12 protein-coding genes and 1 pseudogene are annotated in these 20,513 nt (G+C 69.9%); 6 read left to right on the top strand and 7 right to left on the bottom strand.

Annotated features, from left to right (window positions below; translation table 11 throughout):
• Nucleotides 1–109 precede the first annotated feature (109 nt).
• On the top strand, nucleotides 110–2,380 hold the full coding sequence (metE, locus tag AWC19_RS15105; RefSeq protein ID WP_085078876.1) for a 5-methyltetrahydropteroyltriglutamate--homocysteine S-methyltransferase: 2,271 nt from the start codon (nucleotides 110–112) through the stop codon (nucleotides 2,378–2,380).
• A gap of 55 nt (nucleotides 2,381–2,435) precedes the next feature.
• Here metE and AWC19_RS15100 read toward each other — a convergent pair whose 3' ends face one another.
• On the bottom strand, nucleotides 2,436–4,181 hold the full coding sequence (locus AWC19_RS15100; RefSeq protein ID WP_085078875.1) for a DUF3556 domain-containing protein: 1,746 nt from the start codon (nucleotides 4,179–4,181) through the stop codon (nucleotides 2,436–2,438).
• 111 nt (nucleotides 4,182–4,292) lie between these two features.
• Between AWC19_RS15100 and AWC19_RS15095 the strand changes: the two genes are divergently transcribed.
• The gene (locus tag AWC19_RS15095; protein WP_085078874.1) at nucleotides 4,293–4,496 is read left to right on the top strand and encodes a hypothetical protein; all 204 of its coding nucleotides are present in this window, start codon (nucleotides 4,293–4,295) and stop codon (nucleotides 4,494–4,496) included.
• Between the two features lie 28 nt (nucleotides 4,497–4,524).
• Here AWC19_RS15095 and AWC19_RS15090 read toward each other — a convergent pair whose 3' ends face one another.
• Both AWC19_RS15090 and prpD read right to left on the bottom strand, forming a co-directional pair.
• The gene (locus AWC19_RS15090; RefSeq protein WP_085078873.1) at nucleotides 4,525–7,908 is read right to left on the bottom strand and encodes a pyruvate carboxylase; all 3,384 of its coding nucleotides are present in this window, start codon (nucleotides 7,906–7,908) and stop codon (nucleotides 4,525–4,527) included.
• A gap of 258 nt (nucleotides 7,909–8,166) precedes the next feature.
• Nucleotides 8,167–9,675, bottom strand: a complete 1,509-nt coding sequence (gene prpD / locus AWC19_RS15085) for a 2-methylcitrate dehydratase PrpD (RefSeq protein ID WP_085078872.1) — start codon at nucleotides 9,673–9,675, stop codon at nucleotides 8,167–8,169.
• A gap of 192 nt (nucleotides 9,676–9,867) precedes the next feature.
• On the opposite strand from prpD, the gene AWC19_RS15080 reads away from it, so the two are divergent.
• Nucleotides 9,868–10,779 (top strand): GGDEF domain-containing protein, encoded by a 912-nt coding sequence (locus tag AWC19_RS15080; RefSeq protein ID WP_085078871.1) that lies wholly within the window; start codon nucleotides 9,868–9,870, stop codon nucleotides 10,777–10,779.
• Nucleotides 10,780–11,089: 310 nt separating this feature from the next.
• A pseudogene (locus AWC19_RS15075) lies at nucleotides 11,090–12,465 on the top strand (flavin monoamine oxidase family protein).
• Between the two features lie 74 nt (nucleotides 12,466–12,539).
• Here the strand turns inward: AWC19_RS15075 and AWC19_RS15070 are convergent.
• From AWC19_RS15070 to AWC19_RS15055, 4 genes are all read right to left on the bottom strand, one after another.
• A complete protein-coding gene (locus tag AWC19_RS15070) occupies nucleotides 12,540–12,824 on the bottom strand; it encodes a WXG100 family type VII secretion target (protein ID WP_085078870.1) in 285 nt (94 codons plus the stop codon).
• Between the two features lie 11 nt (nucleotides 12,825–12,835).
• Nucleotides 12,836–13,132 (bottom strand): WXG100 family type VII secretion target, encoded by a 297-nt coding sequence (locus AWC19_RS15065; protein ID WP_085078869.1) that lies wholly within the window; start codon nucleotides 13,130–13,132, stop codon nucleotides 12,836–12,838.
• An 88-nt stretch (nucleotides 13,133–13,220) separates the two neighbouring features.
• Nucleotides 13,221–14,339, bottom strand: coding sequence for a PPE family protein (locus AWC19_RS15060; protein WP_085078868.1), 1,119 nt, complete (start codon nucleotides 14,337–14,339; stop codon nucleotides 13,221–13,223).
• Nucleotides 14,340–14,347: 8 nt separating this feature from the next.
• Nucleotides 14,348–16,144, bottom strand: coding sequence for a PPE family protein (locus tag AWC19_RS15055; protein WP_085078867.1), 1,797 nt, complete (start codon nucleotides 16,142–16,144; stop codon nucleotides 14,348–14,350).
• A gap of 405 nt (nucleotides 16,145–16,549) precedes the next feature.
• Here AWC19_RS15055 and AWC19_RS15050 point away from each other — a divergent pair, with 405 nt between their 5' ends.
• Both AWC19_RS15050 and AWC19_RS15045 read left to right on the top strand, forming a co-directional pair.
• Nucleotides 16,550–19,789, top strand: a complete 3,240-nt coding sequence (locus AWC19_RS15050; protein ID WP_245848995.1) for a helix-turn-helix transcriptional regulator — start codon at nucleotides 16,550–16,552, stop codon at nucleotides 19,787–19,789.
• Nucleotides 19,790–19,959: 170 nt separating this feature from the next.
• Nucleotides 19,960–20,513, top strand: a 554-nt coding sequence (locus AWC19_RS15045) for a PE family protein (RefSeq protein WP_142281197.1), incomplete at its 3' end; no start/stop codon positions are given.

Genomic DNA, 20,513 nt, shown 5'->3' with positions numbered 1-20,513 from the left:
TGGGCGTTTGGCCGGGCCCGGTGCGGTGTAACACCAAGGCGTTCACCGTGGATCGGATCGGCCGCGCGTCCGTGGCGGTGAGCACCCCGTCGATCGATAGGACGAAAACGTGAGCTCTCAACCATTCACCGCGACGGTTACCGGCTCCCCGCGCATCGGGCCGAAACGCGAACTCAAGCGCGCGACCGAGGGTTACTGGGCCGGGCGCACCAGCCGATCGGAGCTGGAGTCCGTGGCCGCGGCGTTGCGCCGCGACACGTGGTCGCAGCTGGCCGCGGCCGGCCTGGACTCGGTGCCGGTGAACACCTTTTCGTACTACGACCAGATGCTGGACACGGCGGTGATGCTCGGCGCGCTGCCGGCCCGGGCGGCGGAGGTGCCCGACGAGCTGGACCGGTACTTCGCGCTGGCGCGCGGGAACGCCGACGCCGCCCCGCTGGAGATGACCAAGTGGTTCGACACCAACTACCACTACCTGGTCCCCGAGATCGAGCCCGCGACCCGGTTCACGCTGCACCCCGACAAGGTGGTTTCCGAGCTGAAAGAGGCGCTCGGGCAAGGCATTCCGGCGCGGCCCGTCGTCATCGGGCCGATCACCTTCCTGCTGCTGAGCAAGGGGATCGACGGCGCGGGCGCCCCGATCGGGCGGCTGCAGGAACTGGTGCCGGTCTATTCCGAGCTGCTCTCGCTGCTCGCCGACGGCGGGGCGCGGTGGGTGCAGTTCGACGAGCCGGCGCTGGTCACCGACATCTCCCCCGACGCGCCCGCGCTGGCCGAGGCCGTCTACAACGCGCTGGGGGCGGTGCGCAACCGGCCGGCAATTCACGTCGCCACCTACTTCGGCGATCCCGGCGACTCGCTGGCGGCGCTGGCCCGCACGCCGGTCGAGGCGATCGGCGTCGACCTGGTGGCCGGCCCCGACACCGCGGTTGCCGGCATCCCCGAGCTGTCCACCAAGATCCTGGTCGCCGGCATCGTCGACGGGCGCAACGTCTGGCGCACGGACCTGGACGCGGCGCTGGCCAAGCTGGCCGCCCTGCCGGTTTCGGCTGCGGCGCTGGCTGTTTCGACCTCATGCTCGACGATGCACGTGCCGTACTCGCTGGAGCCCGAAACCGGGCTGGACGACAACCTGCGCAGCTGGCTGGCGTTCGGGGCCGAAAAGGTGCGCGAGGTCGTGGTTTTGGCTCGCGCTCTGCGTGACGGGCGCGACGCGGTCGCCGACGAGGTCGCGGCGTCCAACGCCGCCGTCGCCTCCCGCCGCAGCGATCCCCGGCTGCACAACGCCGCCGTGCGCTCCCGCATCGACGAGATCCTCGCGTCGGGCACGCATCGCGGCGACGCGGCGCAGCGCCGCGCCCGCCAGGAGGCGCGGCTACACCTGCCTCCGCTGCCGACGACGACCATCGGCTCCTACCCACAGACCCCGGCGATCCGCAAGGCGCGCGCGGCGTTTCGGGCCGGGGAGATCGACGAGGCCGAATACGTCGCCAAGATGCGCAAGGAGATCGCCGACGTCGTCAAGCTGCAGGAGGACCTCGGCCTCGATGTCCTCGTGCACGGCGAGCCGGAGCGCAACGACATGGTCCAATACTTCGCCGAGCAGCTCGAGGGTTTCTTCGCCACGCAGAACGGCTGGGTCCAGTCGTACGGCAGCCGCTGCGTGCGCCCGCCGATCCTGTACGGCGACGTCTCGCGGCCGCACCCGATGACCGTCGAATGGATCACCTACGCCCAGTCGCTGACCGACAAGCCGGTCAAGGGCATGCTGACCGGGCCGGTCACGATCCTGGCGTGGTCGTTCGTGCGCGACGACCAGCCGCTCGCCGACACCGCCAACCAGGTCGCGCTGGCCATCCGCGACGAGACGGTGGATCTGCAGGCGGCGGGCATCGCGGTGATCCAGGTCGACGAGCCGGCGCTGCGCGAGCTGCTGCCGCTGCGCCGCGCCCGGCAGGAGGAGTACTTGCGTTGGGCCGTAGCGGCTTTCCGGCTCGCGACCTCCGGCGTCGACGACGCGACCCAGATCCACACCCACCTGTGCTACTCGGAGTTCGGCGAGGTGATCGGGGCGATCGCCGACCTGGACGCCGACGTCACGTCGTTGGAGGCCGCGCGCTCGCACATGGAGGTGCTCGACGACCTGAACTCGGTCGGCTTCGCCAACAGCGTGGGACCGGGCGTGTACGACATCCACTCGCCGCGGGTGCCGCCCACCGCCGAGATGGCCAAGTCGCTGCGCGCGGCGCTGAGAGCGGTGCCGCCGCAACGGCTTTGGGTCAACCCGGACTGCGGGCTGAAGACCCGCAATCCCGACGAGGTGGCCGCGTCGCTGCGCAACATGGTGGCCGCGGCGCGGGAGGTCCGGGCGGAGGCTTAGGGCTTGGCGAGCGTAACCGCGCTGCGAGTCCGCCCGCGGTTGTTTCGCAGTGTGGTTACGCTCGCGGACCTATTCCGGGGCCGCTCAGCACCTGGACCGGCACGTCGTCGGCCCAGGGCTGCCGGGTCACCATGTCGGCGACGCGGACGTAGCCGCGCTCGAACTCGCCCGTCGCAGCGTCGACCAGGCGGTACTGCTGCGTTTGGCGGTGGATCGGCTGGGCGTCGAGCAGGACGACGCGCACCTCGCCCGGCTCGAAGTGGCAGCGCTCCTGCATGGCGGTGATCAGCTGCTCGTTGTGCATGTGGCCGTCGCCGAAATTCCAGCCGATCGCGGTGCTGCAGATCCGCTCGCCGTCGGTGATGACGTAGTCGTCCTCGTCGTGGCCGGCCATGGCGCGGTGCGCCAGCGTGAACAGCGCCCGCCCGTGGGTGTTGAACCCGCGGAACGCGTAGCCCATGTAGATCGGGATCTGCGCGGCCTCGGGGCTGCCGTAGAACCGCTCCAATTGTTCCTGCGGCATGCTGGCGATCGCGATGATGCCCCGGGCTACCTTGTCGTTGGCCGAGGACTTCATGCACCACAGCGTGGTGTCCCAATTGCCGGCGTAGTAGCGCATGCCGGGCAAAAACGAGATCTTGCGCGGAAACACGTTGCCCAGCGCCACAATTCCGGCGATCACGACGAACAGCAACGCCACCACCACCGGGTGGTGCAGGTCGGCCAACCCCAGGCGGGCGTGCGCGACGAACAGCGACAGCACGCCGAAGATCATGAAGACGTTCCACTCCAGCGGCACGCCCATCGGGATGGACACCAGGATGCCCAGGTGGAAGCACACCATGACGAACGCGGCCACCGCGAGCGGCCAACCGCCGTGGCAGAAGAACAGCGGGAGCGGGACGAGCATCTCGATCGCGGTGCTCACATGGGCCAGCCAGCGCGACAGCCGCCCCGGACGCAGGTCGTCGGGGAACTTTTCGAAGAAGCGCCGCTTGAGCCACTTGGGGCGCATCAGCGGGTTGTTGGACATCATCGTGGAGATCACGAACGGGAAGTGCTTGTTGAGCTTCGACGTCGCCGCACCCATCCAGATCACCAAAAACACCACCTTGGACCCGACGATCATGTCGGCCCCGCCGAACAGGAAGGTCACCGCCAGCGTCGCGTAGACCTCGCCGCGCGCGGCCAAGAAGATCACCTTGTCGCGCAGCCCCGCGACGCCGAGGATCAGCAGGATCACCACGATCTCCGACGCCGGCAGCAGCCCGACCGTCGTGCCCAGTTCGGGGATGGGGCCGGTGCCGTCGGAGAACAACGCCCACAGCGTCGTCGCCAGCAGCGCCGCATACAGGAAGACATCCACCGGCCGGCGGGCGGTGCCCCTGGTCAGCGGGACGCGATCGGGCCACGGTGGCAGCCGGATGGTGCCGAACCGCATCCAGTACAGGATGGAGCCCATCGGCGGGAAGAAGCGGTTGTTCAGCGGGCCGAAGCCGCAGCCCAGGCCGATCACCTCGAACAGCATCGTGTAGAGCACGACCTTCTCGAACACGATCGGCTCGGACCACCACGACGCGACGTGGGTGAACCCGCCCAGTCCCTTGGTGGCCGACGCGAACAACCACCCGACCAAAATGTAGAGCAGGATCTTCAGGACGTAGAACAGGTGCAGGGCGACCGGCGTGCCGAAGCCCACCTCGGCCCAGTGCCGGGCCATCGGGCGAATCTTCTCGGCGCGGGTGCCCTTGTTCCATTCGGCCATGTCGACCTGCGGCAGCTCCGGCTTGAGAAATCCCATGGTTCCAAAGACTAGAACGCGTTCTAGGGGCCCGCGCAACGAATTCTTTGCCCGCGGGTCCGGCGCAAGGATACGGTGGGCGCGGGCCGGCCTGCGCTGGGAGACATCGACATGAGCAAACTTCTTCTCGCCCTATTGGCAACGATCGCCGCCGTCTCGCCGATGGCCGTCGCCCGAGCCGACGCGCCCGCCCCGGGCGACGCCTGCACGGTGCTGCACGCCACCACCCGGGACGCCAACGGCCGGATGATGTGGTGCAACCCCACGATGACCGGCGCCCACACCCTGGTGTGGCAGTACGGCGGGCCGTCCTAACCGACGCCGGGAGCCACACGCCGACCGGTTAGGTGACGACCACCAGCAGGTCGCCGCCTTCGACCTGGGCGGTCTGCGACACCGCCACCCGCGCCACCTTCCCGGCTTTGGGGCTGGTCACCGCCGCTTCCATCTTCATGGCTTCGATCGTCGCGACGGTCTGGCCGGCGTCGACTTCGTCGCCGACGCCGACGGTCACGGTGACGACGCCGGCGAACGGGGCGGCGATGTGGTCGGGGTTGGCGCGGTCGGCCTTTTCGGCGGCGGGCACGTCCGCGGCGATGCTGCGGTCGCGCACCACCACCGGCCGCAGCTGCCCGTTGAGGATGCACATCACCGTGCGCATGCCCCGTTCGTCGGGATCGGAGATGGCCTCGAGGCCGATCAGCAACTCCACGCCGCGCTCCAACTCGACGCGATGTTCCTCCTCCTGCCGCAAACCGTAGAAGAACTGATTCGCGCTCAACTGAGACGTGTCGCCGTACTTCTCGCGGTGATCCTCCAGCTCCTTGGTGGGCCCGGGGAACAGCAACCGATTCAGCGTGGCCTGGCGGGCGGCGCCGTGCCCGGCCAGCGCCTTCTCGTCGGCGGCCGACAGCTCCTGCTCGGGTTTCGCCGGGCCGCGACCTTCTAATACCTTGGTGCGCAGCGGTTCCGGCCAGCCGCCGGGCGGGTCGCCGAGCTCGCCGCGCAGGAAGCCGATGACCGATTCGGGGATGTCGTAGCGGGCCGGGTCGTCGGCGAAGTCCCGGGCGGTGACGCCCGCCCCGACCAGCGCCAGCGCCAGGTCCCCGACCACCTTGCTGGACGGGGTGACCTTGACCAGGTGCCCGAGGATCGCGTCGGCCCCGGCGTAGGCGTCCTCGATGTCCTCGAAGCGGTCGCCGAGCCCGAGGGCGATGGCCTGCTGCCGAAGGTTGGACAGCTGCCCGCCCGGTATCTCGTGGCGGTATACCCGGCCGGTCGGGGCCGGCAGGCCGGATTCGAAGGGCGCGTACACCTTTCGGAGCGCCTCCCAGTACGGCTCCAACGCGCAGACCGCCTCCAGCGACAGCCCGGTGTCGTGGCTCGTGTGGGCCGCGGCGGCAACGATCGACGACAGCGCGGGCTGGCTGGTGGTCCCGGCCAGCGGGGCCGCGGCGCCGTCGACGGCGTCGGCGCCGGCGTGCCAGGCCGCGACGTACGTCGCCAGCTGCCCGCCCGGGGTGTCATGGGTGTGCACGTGGACCGGCAGGTCGAACCGGGACTTGAGCGCCGATATCAGCGTTGCGGCCGCGGGCGCGCGGAGCAGCCCGGCCATGTCCTTGATCGCCAGCACGTGCGCGCCCGCCGTGGCGATCTGATCGGCCAGCTTGAGGTAGTAGTCGAGCGTGTACAGGTTCTCGGTCGGATCGCTGATGTCGCCGGTGTAGGACATCGCGACTTCGGCTATTGCGGTGCCGGTTTCGCGGACGGCATCGATCGCCGGGCGCATCGAGTCGACGTTGTTCAGGGCATCGAAGATCCGGAAGATGTCGATGCCGACGCTGGCGGCCTCCTCGACGAAGGCCGTTGTCACGGTTACCGGATAGGGGGTGTAGCCCACCGTGTTTCGGCCCCGCAGCAGCATTTGCAGGCAGATGTTGGGCACGGCCTCCCGCAGCGCCGCCAGCCGCTCCCACGGGTCCTCTTTCAAAAATCGCAGTGCCACATCGTAGGTCGCCCCACCCCAGCATTCGATCGACAGCAGCTGCGGCGTCATCCGCGCGATGTGGGGCGCCACCTTGACCAGGCCGCTGGTGCGGACCCGGGTTGCCAGCAGGGACTGATGCGCGTCGCGGAAGGTCGTGTCCGTCACACCGACGCCGCCCGACCGGCGCAGCCACTGGGCGAATCGGTCCGGTCCCAGCTCGGTGAGGCGCTGCTTGGATCCCGGCGGCGGGGTCGCGGACAGGTCGATGTCGGGCAGCTTGTCGTGCGGATACACCGCCGACGGACGCTCGCCGTGCGGCTTGTTGACGGTGACGTCGGCCAGGTAGTTGAGGATCTTGGTGCCGCGGTCGGCCGAACTGCGCGCGGTGAGCAGCTGCGGGCGCTCCTCGATGAACGACGTGGTGACCCGGCCGGCTTGGAAATCGGGGTCCTCCAGAACCGCTTGCAGGAACGGGATATTCGTGGACACGCCGCGGATGCGGAACTCGGCGACCGCGCGCCGCGCCCGCCGCACGGCGCTGGTGAAATCGCGGCCCCGGCAGGTCAGCTTGATCAGCATCGAGTCGAAGTGCGCGCTGATCTCCGCGCCCAACGTGGTGCCGCCGTCCAGCCGGATCCCGGCACCGCCCGGGGTGCGGTAGGCGGTGATCCGGCCGGTGTCCGGGCGGAAACCGTTGGCCGGGTCCTCGGTGGTGATCCGGCACTGCAACGCCGCGCCGCGCGGGGCGATCGAATCCTGGCTCAGGCCAATCTCTTCCAGCGTCTGTCCGGCCGCGATGCGCAGCTGGGCCGACACCAGGTCGACGTCGGTGATCTCCTCGGTGACCGTGTGCTCGACCTGGATGCGCGGGTTCATCTCGATGAACACGTGGTTGCCGCGTTCGTCGAGCAAGAATTCCACCGTGCCCGCACACGTGTAGCCGATGCTTCGCGCGAATGCCACCGCGTCGGCACAGATTCGCTCGCGCAGTTCGGGATCGAGGTTGGGCGCGGGCGCTATTTCGATGACCTTCTGGTGCCGCCGCTGCACGCTGCAATCCCGTTCGTACAGGTGGATCACGTTGCCGTGGCCGTCGGCGAGCACCTGGACTTCGATGTGACGCGGATTGAGCACCGCCTGCTCGAGGAACACCGAGGCGTCCCCGAACGCGGACTCGGCCTCGCGGCTGGCGGCCTCGATCGCCTCGGGCAGCGCTTCGCGGTCGGTGACCCGGTGCATGCCCCGGCCGCCACCGCCGGCAACGGCCTTGACGAACAACGGGAATGCCATCGACTCGGCGGCCGTCAGCAGTTCGTGCACCGACGTCGAGGGCGCCGAGGACGCCGGCACGGGCAGGCCCGCCGCCCGCGCCGCGGCGATCGCGCGCGACTTGTTGCCGGTGAGCTCCAAGACCTCGGTGCTCGGGCCGACGAACGTGATGCCCGCCGCCTCGCAGGCCGCCGCCAGGTCCGGGTTCTCCGACAGGAAGCCGTACCCCGGGTAGATCGCGTCGGCCCCGCACTCCCGCGCCGTCGCGACGATGTCGTCGACCGACAGGTAGGCGCGCACCGGGTGGCCCGGCTCGCCGATCTGATACGACTCGTCGGCCTTCAACCGATGCACGGAGTTGCGGTCCTCGTACGGATACACCGCTACGGTGGCCAGGTCCAGTTCGTAGGCCGCGCGGAAGGCGCGGATCGCGATCTCCCCCCGATTTGCGACCAGTACTTTTTCGATCACGGTAGTTACGATAGAGCCCGTCGCGGCGGCCCGAGGTACTCGCTGAGCGGCGCCACCGTGCAGCGGGCCCATCGAGAGCGCCGATGGCGCCATGAAGCGGTGCTGCGCGACATGCTTGAAATCGGCAACGCCGACCGGGCGCCGGAGCCACCGGCGGCGGACGAGTATCCGAATATCGTTGCAGCTGGCTACTTTTCAGCACTCCGCGCAATCGCGCCCGCTTGTCGGACCGGGAAACGGCGCTGGCGATGCGCCCGCTCATCCAAAGATGCCCGGCGGGACGGTCGGCGCCTCGTCGAGGATCAGCGGATCAACGGCGACGTTGAGCGCCCCGAGCGCGCCGGCCCGCAGATCGGGCAGCGCCTCAACCGCCGACAGGAACCGCCGTTGCTCGGCCTCGCCGACGACACAGTCGGCCAGCGCGGCGAACTTTTCGATGTACTCCTTGCGCCGAAAAGGCCTGGCCCCCAAGGGGTGTGCGTCGGCGACAGCGATCTCGTCGATGATGACCGCACCGCTTTCGAGGGTGACCTCCGCCCGCGCACCGAACGCCTTCCGCGCCGGGTCGGTCGAGTGGTAGCGCCGCGTCCACTCGGGGTCTTCGACGGTCGAAATCTTGCGCCACAGCTCGACGGTGTCGGGGCGGTGCGCCCGCTCCGGCGCATAGGACCGCTCGTGATGCCAGGCGCCATCCTGCAGGGCGACGGCGAAGATGTACATCACCGAGTGGTCCAGCGTTTCCCGGGACGCGTCCGGGTCGTATTTCTGTGGATCGTTTGAGCCGGTGCCGATCACGTGATGGGTGTGGTGGCTGGTGTGCAACACGATCGTCGCCACCTGGTCCAGGTCGCCGATACGCTCGCGCAGCCGGCGGGCGAGGTCGATCACGGCCTGGCTCTGGTATTCCGCGGAGTGCTCCTTGGTGTAGGTCTCCAGGATGGCGCGCTTCGGCTCGCCGGGTTCGGGCAGCGGCACCCGATAGGTACGCTCCGGCCCCGACAGCAACCAGGCGATCACGCCGTCCTCGCCCTCCCAGATCGGGGCGGGCGCGCCTTCGCCGCGCATCGCGCGGTCGACGGCCTCGATGGCGACCTTCCCGGCCCAGGCCGGCGCGAACGCCTTCCAGCTCGAGATCAGGCCCTTGCGCGACTGCCGGGTGGCCGTCGTCAGGTGCAGCGCCTGACCAATGGCCTGGTAGATCGTTTCCTTGTCGAGGCGAAGCATCGTCCCCAGCCCGGCGGCCACCGACGGGCCGAGGTGCGCGACGTGGTCGATCTTGTGCTCGTGCAGGCAGATTCCCTTGGCCAGGTCGACCTGAATCTCGTAGCCGGTGGCGATGCCGCGGACGAGGTCGGCGCCGCCGATTCCGAGGTGTTGGGCGACGGCGACCAGGGCGGGGATGTTGTCGCCCGGATGGGAGTACTCCGCGGCCAGGAAGGTGTCGTGGAAGTCCAGTTCGCGCACCGCGACACCGTTGGCCCAGGCCGCCCACTCCGGCGAATAGTCGCCGCCGACCCCGAACACCTTCGCGCCTCGAGACTCGGCGGGATGCGCCTGCGCTTGGGCGCGGGCGACCGCCACCGGGCGGCGGGTCACCGAGGCGGCGGAGACCGCGGCGTTGTCGATGATGCGGTTGATCACCATCGCCTCGGTCGCCGGCGGCACGGCTACGGGGTCCGCCGCGACCTCGGCGATCTGCCACGCCAGGTGCTCGGTGCGGGGGAAGTCCTCGGCGCTGCGCCGGGTTCGAACGTCGTGAGTGCGCATATGCCGCACGGTACGCAGCTTGCCGTTGCGCCTTTCCCTACCTAGGCCGCCCGGTTCGCGTCGACCCGCACATCAGCACCGGCCTGCCCCACCCACCGCCCGGCATTCCGGGCGAAAGGTCGACCGATTGGGCACAATTGCCGCACCGAGCGGTGTCGGGGCCGAGCTGGGTCACGAAGGGAGGATTCAAACGTGTCCCGCGTCTCGTCGTGGCTGGGCCGACCCGATCAGTTCGAATGGATCACCGAAATCCTGCGCGAGCGCGGCCTGCTTCGCGCGGCACAGTGGGCCCTGGGGGCCATCTCCGCTATCTCGGGGCTCGTCCCGGTGACCACCATGCTCAGCGCGCGGCACCCAACTCCCGGGACGGTGCTCGTCGACTCGGTCGTGACGGCCTTCATCGTCGTCGTGACCGTCTTCTGGTTGACCCATTGGCCAAACCGGGTCCAATCCGAGGTTTTCGGGGTTGTCGCCGCGACGTGCATTGCGGGTTGGACCCTGATCCAGCCGGCCGCCGCGCTGGCAGCCGTCGGCTGCTGCGCCATGGCCGTCAACAGCGGTTACATAGCGCTGTTCCACGGCAACAAACTTCTGGTGTTCAGCACTGCCCTGGCGATCGTCTCCGTCGCGGCCGCGACGCACCTCGCTCGTGAATTCGACACCGGAACCGGGATCGCCGCCTTCTGGGTGATCGCGATGCTCAACCTGTCGTTTCCATTGGCCATGCGCGGCATGTCGCACGCCGTGGGGACCTACGCGGAACGCGCCGACGAAGACGCGCTGACCGGGCTGTTCAATCGTCGGGGGTTCACCGCCGCCCTCGCCCGCCGGCTCGCCGATGCGCGCGCCGGCGACACCCACCTGACGATGATCATGATCGACCTCGACGCGTTCAAACGCATCAACGACACCTTCGGTCACCTCGCGGGGGACCGGGCGCTGATCGCGGTCGCCGACGTGCTGCGGCAGCACATGGGGCCCACCGCGGTGCTCTGCCGCGCCGGCGGCGAAGAGTTCCTCATCGCCGCCACGGGCCCGCTCCCGGACGCCGAGTCGATCTCGGCTCGATTGGGCGCTGCCATCGCCGCGCTCCCCGCGGGCTGACGGCCAGCATCGGCACGGCCTGCGCCGAGCTGCCCCCGACCGGCACGTACAACGCCCCCGGATTCATCGAAAAGCTCATCGAGTCGGCCGACGCGGCGATGTACACCGCCAAACGCCGCGGCGGCAATCAGGCCCATCATCTTTGAACCAGCCCACCAGCACCGTGCCGCCAATCGGCAAGAGCGGCAACGGCTTTGCCGCGCGCTCGACCGGAAGGGTCGAACCTCCGGGAAATCCGCGTGTAGTCGCCCCCGTGTGCGCGCCGACCGGTGTAGTTTGCTGCTAGGGCGGGCTAGCGAAGGAGCCAGTCGTGTCGGAGGTCGATTATTGCGTGGTCGGCGCGGGATTCGCGGGTTTGACGGCCGCCCTGCGGTTGAAGCGAGCGGGCCGATCGGTGGCCTTGCTGGAGGCGCGCGACCGGGTCGGCGGCCGCACGTTCACCGAATACCGTCCCGACGGCTCGTGGGTCGACCGCGGCGGCGCGTGGGTGGGACCCGGGCAGGATCGCATCTATGCGCTGATGGAAGAGTTCGGCGTCGCCGAATACAAGCAGCATCACGACGGCGACGCGATGATGATCGTCGACGGCAAAAAGCATCGCTACGGGGGCACCATCCCCTGGACGATGAGCCCGTGGGCGGTCGCCAACCTCGGCGTGGGCCTGCTCTCGATAGACAAGATGTGCAAATCGATCCCTCGCGAAAACCCCTGGGAGGCAAAGCATGCCGCCGAATGGGACCGCATCAGCGTGGGTGAATGGATCGAGAACAGCACCATGTCCAGGCGAGCCCGCGAGATGCTGGACATGGCGTTGTCCGGCACCTACACCTCGGCGGGGTCGGAGACGTCGCTGCTATGGCTGCTGACCCCCAGATGGGTTCCTCCGGCGGCGGCGCCACCTTCGTCATTTCCGGCAAGGGCGGCGCCCAGGACGCCCGCCCGGTCGGCGGGATGGGCGCCCTCTATGGCCCGATGGCCGCGGAACTCGGTTGCGCGCTGCACCTTTCGCGGCCTGTCCGGCAGATCACCCAGGACGCCGACGGGGTCACGGTCACCGCGGACGGTACTGCGGTGCGGGCGCGCCGGACCATCGTCGCGATCCCGCTGGCGGTCGCGACCTCGATCGCCTACGAGCCGCTGCTGCCGGTGGATCGGGCGCTCTTGCACCAGCGCATGCCCAGCGGCGCGGTCATCAAGATCTCGGTCATCTACGACGAGCCCTTCTGGCGCGCCGACGGGCTGTCGGGCCAGTCGGCCGCACCGGGAACACCGGCCACCCTGACCATCGATGCGTGCACCGATACCGCCAACCCCGGGATCATGTGCGTCATCACCGAAGGGCCGGCGGCGCGGCGGCTGACAAACCTCGACGAGTCCGAACGGAAGGCGGTCGTCATCGGCGAACTCGCCGACCGGTTCGGCAACAAGGCCAAGGCGGCCCGGGAGTTCCACGAGCAGAACTGGACGATCGAGCGCTACTCCGGTGGCGGGATGATCAGCCATGCCCCGCCCGGCGTGCTGACCGAGTTCGGTTACACCCTGCGCGAGCCCTGCGGCCGCATCCACTGGGCGGGCACGGAGAGCTCGGCGATCATGTGCGGCTGGATCGACGGCGCCATTCGCTCCGGTGAGCGGGCGGCGGCCGAGGTGATGGCTGCCGAAACCACCTCTGCCGCAATAACTTAGCGCGCTCGGCGCGACACGGGCGCGGGCCCACTGGCCATGGTGGACCCGCACCCGCGGACCGGCCCGCGAAGCGGCTAAGCCCAGCTGGAACCCACCGCGGAATCCGTGCTGGCCATGTTGCTGCCCGCGGCCTGCACCTTGGCGCCGTGAGCGTTGGCCTGCTCGTAGATCACCTGGAAGTTGCGGCCCAGCTGTGTGATGAATTCCTGGCAGGCCACCGACCCGGCGCCACCCCAAAAGTCACCGGCTGCCAGCACATCTCGCACGATCGCCTGGTGCTCGGCCTCCAACGACGCCGCCTGGGCGCGGATCAAGGCGCCGTGGGAGTCCACGTCGCCGAACTGGTAATTGATCGTCATCGCCCAACCTCCTAGCTGCTCAACACTTGCTGCGAAGCCTGCTCTTGCTGCTCGTAATTGCCGGCGTCACGCAACAATCCGTCGCGCACGCCGTGCAGCATGCTCACAATGTTGCGGAACGCCTGGTTCATCTGTCCCATCGTGTCGAACGACGTCGCCTCGGCCGCACCGCTCCAGCCGGCGCCGGAAATGCTTTGCGACGACGCCCACATGCGGCGCGCCTCATCCTCGACCGTTTGGGCGTGCACCTCGAACCGCCCGGCCATCGCGCGCATCGCGTCCGGATCTGTCATGAATCGAGTAGCCACCACTGTCTCCTTTCGAAAAACGGATCACTGTCCTTTGCGTGCCGCGCGCGGCGGCCCATCGGAAGAGCCTCGACCGCTCACCCCCGCCCTATCCGACCCCGACCCGCGGCACCACGGTGGCCCGCGACTGCACCACATGCGGACTGGCCCCGCCGCGCCCCAACATCGCGCCGGGCATGCCGCCGCCCAGGCCGCCCATGGGCATCGGCATCGGCATGGCACCCATACCGGCGCCGACCGCCGAAGCGGCACTGGGCATTTCGCCGCCAAGCCCGGCCATGGCGGAACTGACCATCCGGGCCGGCGTCGACCCCTGCCAGGTCGGTGGCACCGACAGCGCACCGACCAGCCGGGCCTTCCCCAAGCCCGCGGACATCGCCGGGCCCAGCCCCGCGCCGCCGCCCCCGAGCGGCCTGGCCGCGGGAGCGGTGTCGCCGACGAATTTCGGGGCGTCGGCGCCCAGGCCCGTCGCCGCCGTACCGGCCAGGCCGGCGCCGTTGGCGCCCTGCGCCAACGACATCAGCGGGGACATCAGCATGCTGACCGGAAGCGTCGCTACTTGCGCCACCGACGACAACGACTGCAGCGGCACGCCCGAAATCAGTGACTGGACCGCGTCCCCCGCCGTCGAGGCCACCGCCGTCGCCCCCGCGGCAAGCTGAGACGCCAAGTCGCCCAGGCCGATTGGCGGTGCCGCGAACGGCGTCAGCGATGACGCCACCGACATCGCGCCGGCGTGGTAGCCGAGCATCGCGGCGACGTCCTGCGCCCACATCTCCATGTACTGAAACTCCGTGGCCGCGATCGCCGGCGTGTTTTGGCCGAGCAAGTTCGTCGCCACCAACGTCATCAGCTGGGCCCGGTTCGCCGCGACGGCAGCCGGATGCACGGTCGCGGTCTGCGCCGCCTCGAACGCCGTCGCCGCCGCCCGGGCTTGCGCCGCCGTGCCTTCCGCCCGGGCCGCCGACGACGCCAGCCACGACGCGTACGGCGCCGCGGCGCCCGCCATCGCCTCCGACGCCGGGCCCGTCCACGGCCCCTCCGCCAGTGCCGAGATCACCGCGCCAAACGACGACGCCGACGCCCACAGGTCGGTGGCCAGCCCGTCCCAGGCCGTCGCCGCCGCGAACAGCGGGCCCGCACCCGCCCCGGCATAGATCAGCGCCGAATTGATCTCCGGAGGCAGCAGCGAAAAGTCCGGCATCACAACGCCTGTCAGACCATGGCCAGCAGGTTGAAGAAGCCGGCGATCGCGTCCTTGACGTTGAAGAATCCGGAGTCGCTGTTGCCGGAGTTGCCGATGCCCGAGCTGAAGACGTTCGTGTTGCCGATGCCGACGTTCAAGAACCCGGTGTTTCCGATCCCGATGAGGGTGCTGCCCGCGTTGTTGATGCCGGCGTTGCTGCCGTTGCCCGAGTTGTGGAAGCCGGTATCGAAGGCCACGCCCGTGTTCTTGAAGCCGGACGAGGCGCCCGCGGTGTTGAAGAAGCCCGACGAGTCGAGGCCGGTGGTGCCGAAGCCCGAGTTCTTCACGCCGGCCGGGGTGATCACGCTGCCGAAGCCGGTGTTCAGGTTGCCCGCGTCGAAGGCGCCGGTGTTGCTTTCGCCCGAATTCGCCCACCCGGTGTTGACGTCGCCGGCGTTCATGTATCCGGTGTTGAGGCTTCCGCCGTTGAAGAACCCGGTGTTTTCGGCACCCCCGTTGCCGAAGCCGAAATTCTGCGCACTGCCGTTGACCATGCCGAAGTTGTTCGAACCGCCGTTGCCGAACCCAAAGTTGTTGTTGCCGGCGTTCCCGAAGCCCGTGTTGGTGAAGCCCGAGTTCCAGAAGCCGGTGTTGATGCTGCCTGAGTTGTCGAACCCGAAGCTGTGGTTGCCCGAGTTGAAGAAGCCCACGTTCCCCGTGCCGGAATTGAAGAATCCGATGTTGCCGGTGCCCGAGTTGCCGAAGCCGATGTTGCCGACCCCGGAATTCAGTGCGCCGAAACCGATCTGGTTGTCACCGGTGAGCCCGAAACCGATGTCGTTGTTGCCCGTATTGCCAAAGCCCACGTTGTGATTGCCGGCGTTGCCGAAGCCGACGTTGTTGTTGCCGCGGTTGCCGAAGCCCATGTTGGAGTCGCCGCGGTTTCCGCTGCCGGTGTTGGCGTTGCCCAGGTTGCCGTTGCCGAGGTTGCCGCTGCCTTGGTTACCGACGCCGATGTTGCCGATGCCGAAGTTCCCGTCGCCCATGTTGTTCTGGCCGAGGTTGCCGCTGCCGAGGTTCTGCGTACCGAAGTTGCCGTTGCCGACGTTGCCGTTGCCGAAGTTCCCGCTGCCGACGTTGCCGCTGCCCTGGTTGCCGCCGCCCAGGTTCTGGTTGCCCTTGTTCCCGCTGCCGATGTTGCCGCTGCCCTGGTTGCCGGCGCCCACGTTGCCGCTTCCGGTGTTGCCCGGGCCCACATTCATGCTCGCCAAGGCGGCCTGCAGTTGACCCAGCGGGCCGGGCAGGTTTTGCAGCGCCTGCTGCATCGGGGCCAACCGCGCGGCCACCGCCGAGGCCCCGCCGTGATAGCCGACCATCGCGGCCACGTCGGCGGCCCACATCTGCTCGTACTGGGCCTCGGCCGCCGCGATCGCCGGCGCGTTCTGGCCGAACAGGTTGGCGCTCACCAACGACACCAGCTGGTTGCGGTTGGCCGCCACCGCGCCCGGGTGCACGGTCGCGGCTACCGCCGCCTCGAACGCCGACACCGCCGCCCGCGCCTGCCCCGCCGCACCCTGCGCGTGTGCCGCCGCGGCGGAAAGCCAGCCCGCGTACGGCGCGGCCGCCCCCAGCATCGCCGCGGCCGCCGGACCCTGCCAGGCCGCGCCCGCCAGCCCCGAGGTCACCGATCCGAACGAACTCGCCGCCGCACCCAACTCGCCGGCCAGCCCGTCCCAGGCCGTCGCCGCCGCGAGCATCGGTCCCGGCCCCGCGCCCAGATACATCCGCGCCGAATTGATTTCCGGCGGCAGCACCAGGAAGTTCATCGCGATGTCCCTTCGTTGATCGCACTCAGCGGAAAGCTGCCCTGGGGGCCGCAACCCTGTTGAAAGACCTTTTATCGGGGGACCGGTCGCGCACAGCGAATGCGTGGTATCGACCCCCGACGTCGATGACAACGAGTCGAATATGTACGGCGCGTGTCGAACTAACGTCGGTCGAATCGCGTAGATCCTGAACATGAAGGGTCGTAATCGCGTCGAGATGCGGGGTCGTAGGACCGCCCGCGGCAAACGGGCGGCCCACGCGGGGGCTCTGCGGGAAACCCACTCGGCCTCGACAATCTCCACATTTTTCGGTGTATTCGACCCGGGGCGGCCGGCATGAGCGAAACTGATGTACGCGCGGGGGTCGGGTCACGGAATAGGGGTGACCATGGCGCGAAGGAGCTTATGCCCGCAGGAACGGTGACCCTGCTTCTCGCCGATTTCGACGACTCCGAGCGACTGTGGGAGACCCAGCCGGAGCAAATGACGGCCGCCCTGGTGCGGCTGGACCGCGTGGTCGGCGAGATCGTCCCCGCGCACCACGGCGTGCTGGCCGTGGAACCGGGCGCGGACGCCGGCTTCGTGGCCGCCTTCGCGCACGCGACCGACGCCGTGGCGTGCGCCGTCGAGTTGCAACGCGCGCCGCTGGGGCCGATGCGCCTGCGCGTCGGCGTGCACACCGGCGAGGCGCGGCTGGGCGACGCGGGCGACTACGTCGGCGCGACCCCCGAGCGCGCGACCCGGCTGCGCGACCTGGCGCACGGCGGGCAGATCCTGATCTCGGGCATCACCCGCGACCTCGTCGTCGACCGGCTGCCCGCCGACGCCTGGCTGGTCGAGCTGGGCGCCCACCAGCTCGGCGACCTTCCCCGCCCGCAACGGGTGGCGCAGCTGTGCCACTCCGACTTGGACGTCGAGTTCCCGCCGCTGCGCACGACCGGCAGCGTGGTCCCGCACGGGCTGCCGGTGCAGCTGACCACGTTCGTGGGTCGCGTCACGCTGACCGGCGACGTGGCCAAGGCCCTCTCGGAGAATCGGTTGGTGACCCTGGCCGGTGCGGGCGGTGTCGGCAAGACTCGGTTGGCGGTGCAGGTCGCGGCCCAGGCGGCGGCCGAGTTCGACGGCAACGTGTGGTTTGTCGACCTCGCGCCGGTCACCGATCCCGCGGTGGTGCCCGTCGCGGCGATCCGGGCGCTCGGCCTTCCGGACCAGCCGGGCCGGTCGGCCCTCGACACGCTGGTGCGTTTCCTCGGCGACCACCGGGTGCTCGTGGTGCTGGACAACTGCGAGCACGTGATCGACGTGTGCGCGGAACTGTCCGTCGAGTTGCTGCGCGCGTGTCCCCAGTTGACCATCCTGACCACCAGCCGCGAGCCGCTCGGGCTGGCCGGCGAGATGACCTGGCGGGTGCCGTCGCTGTCGCTCGCCGACGAGGCGATCGAACTCTTCGTCGAACGCGCCCGCCTGGCACGGCCCGATTTCGACATCGCCGTCGACGACTCCGCCACCGTGCGCGAGATCTGCGCCCGCCTGGACGGTCTGCCCCTGGGAATCGAGCTGACCGCGGCGCGCGTGCGGATGATGTCGCTGACCGAAATCCTCGACGGCCTGCGCAACCGCTTCCGGCTGGTGCACGACGAAGCGTCCGCGGCGCGCGGCAAAAAGACGCTGGGGGCGTCGGTCGACTGGTCGCACGCGCTGCTGAGCGAGCCGGAACGCGTGCTGTTTCGCCGGCTGTCGGTGTTCCGGGGCGGCTTCGACCTGGACGCCGCGCGGGTCGTCGCCGACCGCGATTTCGGGCAGCAACACCATGTCCTGGATCTGCTCGCCCAGCTGGTGGACAAGTCGCTCGTGGTGGCCGAACACGCCGGGGACCGGACCCGGTTCCGGCTGCTCGAGACGGTCCGCCACTACGCGATGGGGAAGCTGCGGCAATCGGGCGAGGACGACGAGGTCCGCACGCGGCACCGCGACTACTACGCGGCGATGGCCGCGCTGCTGGACAGCCCGGCCGACGAGTACCACCAGCAGCGCCTCGAACAGGTCGAGGCCGAGATCGACAACCTGCGGGCCGCGTTCGCGTGGAGCCGCCAAAACGGCGAGGTCGAACGGGCTTTGGAGCTGACCTCGTCGCTGCAACCGCTGTGGCAGACCCGCGGTCGCATCCAGGAAGGGCTGGCCTGGTTCGAGGCCACCCTGGCCGAGCAGGGCGCGCACCACTCCGACATCTCCGCGGTGGTGCGCGGGCGCGCGCTGGCCGACAAGGCGTCCCTCGATGCGTCGCGCAGCATCGGCGACAACCTCGAGCAGGCGCACCAAGCCGTCGCGATCGCCCGCGAGATCGACGACCCCGCCCTGCTGGCGCGCGCCCTGACCGCCTGCGGCGCCATCGCTTCCTACAGCGCCGACGCGGCGCGTCCGTACCTGGCCGAGGCGCTCGGCATCGCCCGCTCGCTCGGCGACCAGTGGCGGCTCACCCAGATCCTGACCTGGCAGGCCAACGGCGCGTTCTACGCGGGCGACCCGATCGCCGCGGGTGAGGCGTCGGAGGAAGGCCTCGCGCTCGCCGAGGCGATCGGCGACCACTTCCACGCGCGCTCGTGCCGCTGGACGCTCGGGCTGGCGCAGCTGATGGCGGGCGATCTGGCCCCCGCCGTCGCGCAGTTCGGGGCGGTGACCGCCGACGCCGACGCGGCCCACGACGTCTTGTTCCGGTGGGGCGCGCGGCTGAGCCTGAGCCTCGCGCTCGCCTTCCAGGGCCACATCCCGGCGGCCCAAGCGGCCGCGCGCGCCTCGCTGGAGGCCGCGGCCGACCTGTGGCCGTACAACGAGGGGTTCAGCCACGCGGTGCTGGCCACCGCGGCAGTGGCCGGCGGTGACATCGCGGCGGCGGCGGCGGCGAGCGAGGAGGCGCAGCGCCGGCTCGGCGTGCGGGGCGAGCTGGGCGCGGCGATCGCCAACCCGGGCGCCGAGGTCGCCCTGGCGCGCGGGGACTTGATCGAGGCGGGACGGTGGGCCGACCAGCAGATCGCGGTGTCGTCGGGCTGGCATCTGGCCCGGGCGCTGACGACGCGCGCCCGCATCGCGATCGCCAAGGCCGAGCCGGATCACGCGGAGCGCGACGCCCACAAGGCGCTGGGCTGCGCCGCGGAATGCCAGGCACACCTGGCGGTCCCCGACATCCTCGAGTGCCTCGGCCGGCTGGCCGCCGACGGCACGAGCCACCGCGACGCGGCACGGCTCTTCGGCGCCGCGGACCGGATCCGGCGACGGATCGGCGTGGTGCGGTTCGGGATCTACGACGCGGAGCACGAGCGGACGGTTGCGGCGCTGCGCGCGGCCATGGGGGTGCCGGCCTTCGACGCCGCCTGGGCCGAGGGGGCCGGCCTGTCGGTCGAGGAGGCGATCGCCTACGCGCGGCGCGGTCGCGGCGAGCGCAAGCGCCCGACCAGCGGCTGGGCGTCGCTGACCCCGACCGAGCGGGATGTCGCGCGGTTGGTCGCCGAGGGCCTGGCCAACAACGAGATCGCCGCCCGGCTGTTCATCTCGCGGCGGACGGTGCAGACCCATCTGACCCACGTGTACGCCAAACTCGGCATCGCCTCGCGCGTGCAGCTCGCGCAGGAAGCCTCCGGCAAGAGCTGAGCCTGCGCGCCGCCGCCCGGCAAATCTACGACCCTGACCGCGCGCAATCTACGAGCCATGACCGACGTTCGTCGCGGCCCCGCTTCGCATGCTGAAGGCGATTGCAACTGACACGTCGGGCCGGGTGGCGACGCGCACCCCCCGAGCGCTTCACGACCGGGAGGACAGCGATGTCGTTTGTGATAGTGGCGCCCGAGATGCTCGCGGCCGCCGCGGCGGACGTCGAGAACATCGGCTCGGCGCTCAGCGCCGCCAACGCCGCCGCGATGGCCCCGACCACCAGCGTGCTGGCGGCGGGCGCCGACGAGGTGTCGGCCGCGATCGCGTCGCTGTTTTCCGGCCACGCCGAGCTGTATCAGGCGATGAGCGCCGAGGCGGCGCTGTTCCATCGGCAATTCGTGCAGACGATGAGCGCCAGCGGGGCGATGTTCGCGGCCGCGGAAGCGGCCAACGCGAACCCGATGCAAAGCCTGCTCGACGGCATTAACGGGCCCATCCAGGCGGCCACCGGGCGGCCGCTGATCGGCAATGGCGTCGACGGCGCGCCGGGAACCGGGCAAAACGGCACGCCCGGGGGGTGGTTGATCGGCAATGGCGGCGCCGGCGGGTCCGGCACCAACGGCGGCAACGCCGGCGGAAACGGCGGCAACGGCGGGGCCGGCGGGCTGATCGGCAACGGCGGGGCGGGCGGCGCCGGGGGAAACCCGTTGGCGCTGGGCGGGCC

The sequence above is a fragment of the Mycobacterium palustre genome (assembly GCF_002101785.1).
Classification (GTDB): domain Bacteria; phylum Actinomycetota; class Actinomycetes; order Mycobacteriales; family Mycobacteriaceae; genus Mycobacterium; species Mycobacterium palustre.
The sequence above is the reverse complement of the archived record's forward strand: the minus strand, read 5'-3'. Positions and strand labels throughout refer to the sequence as shown.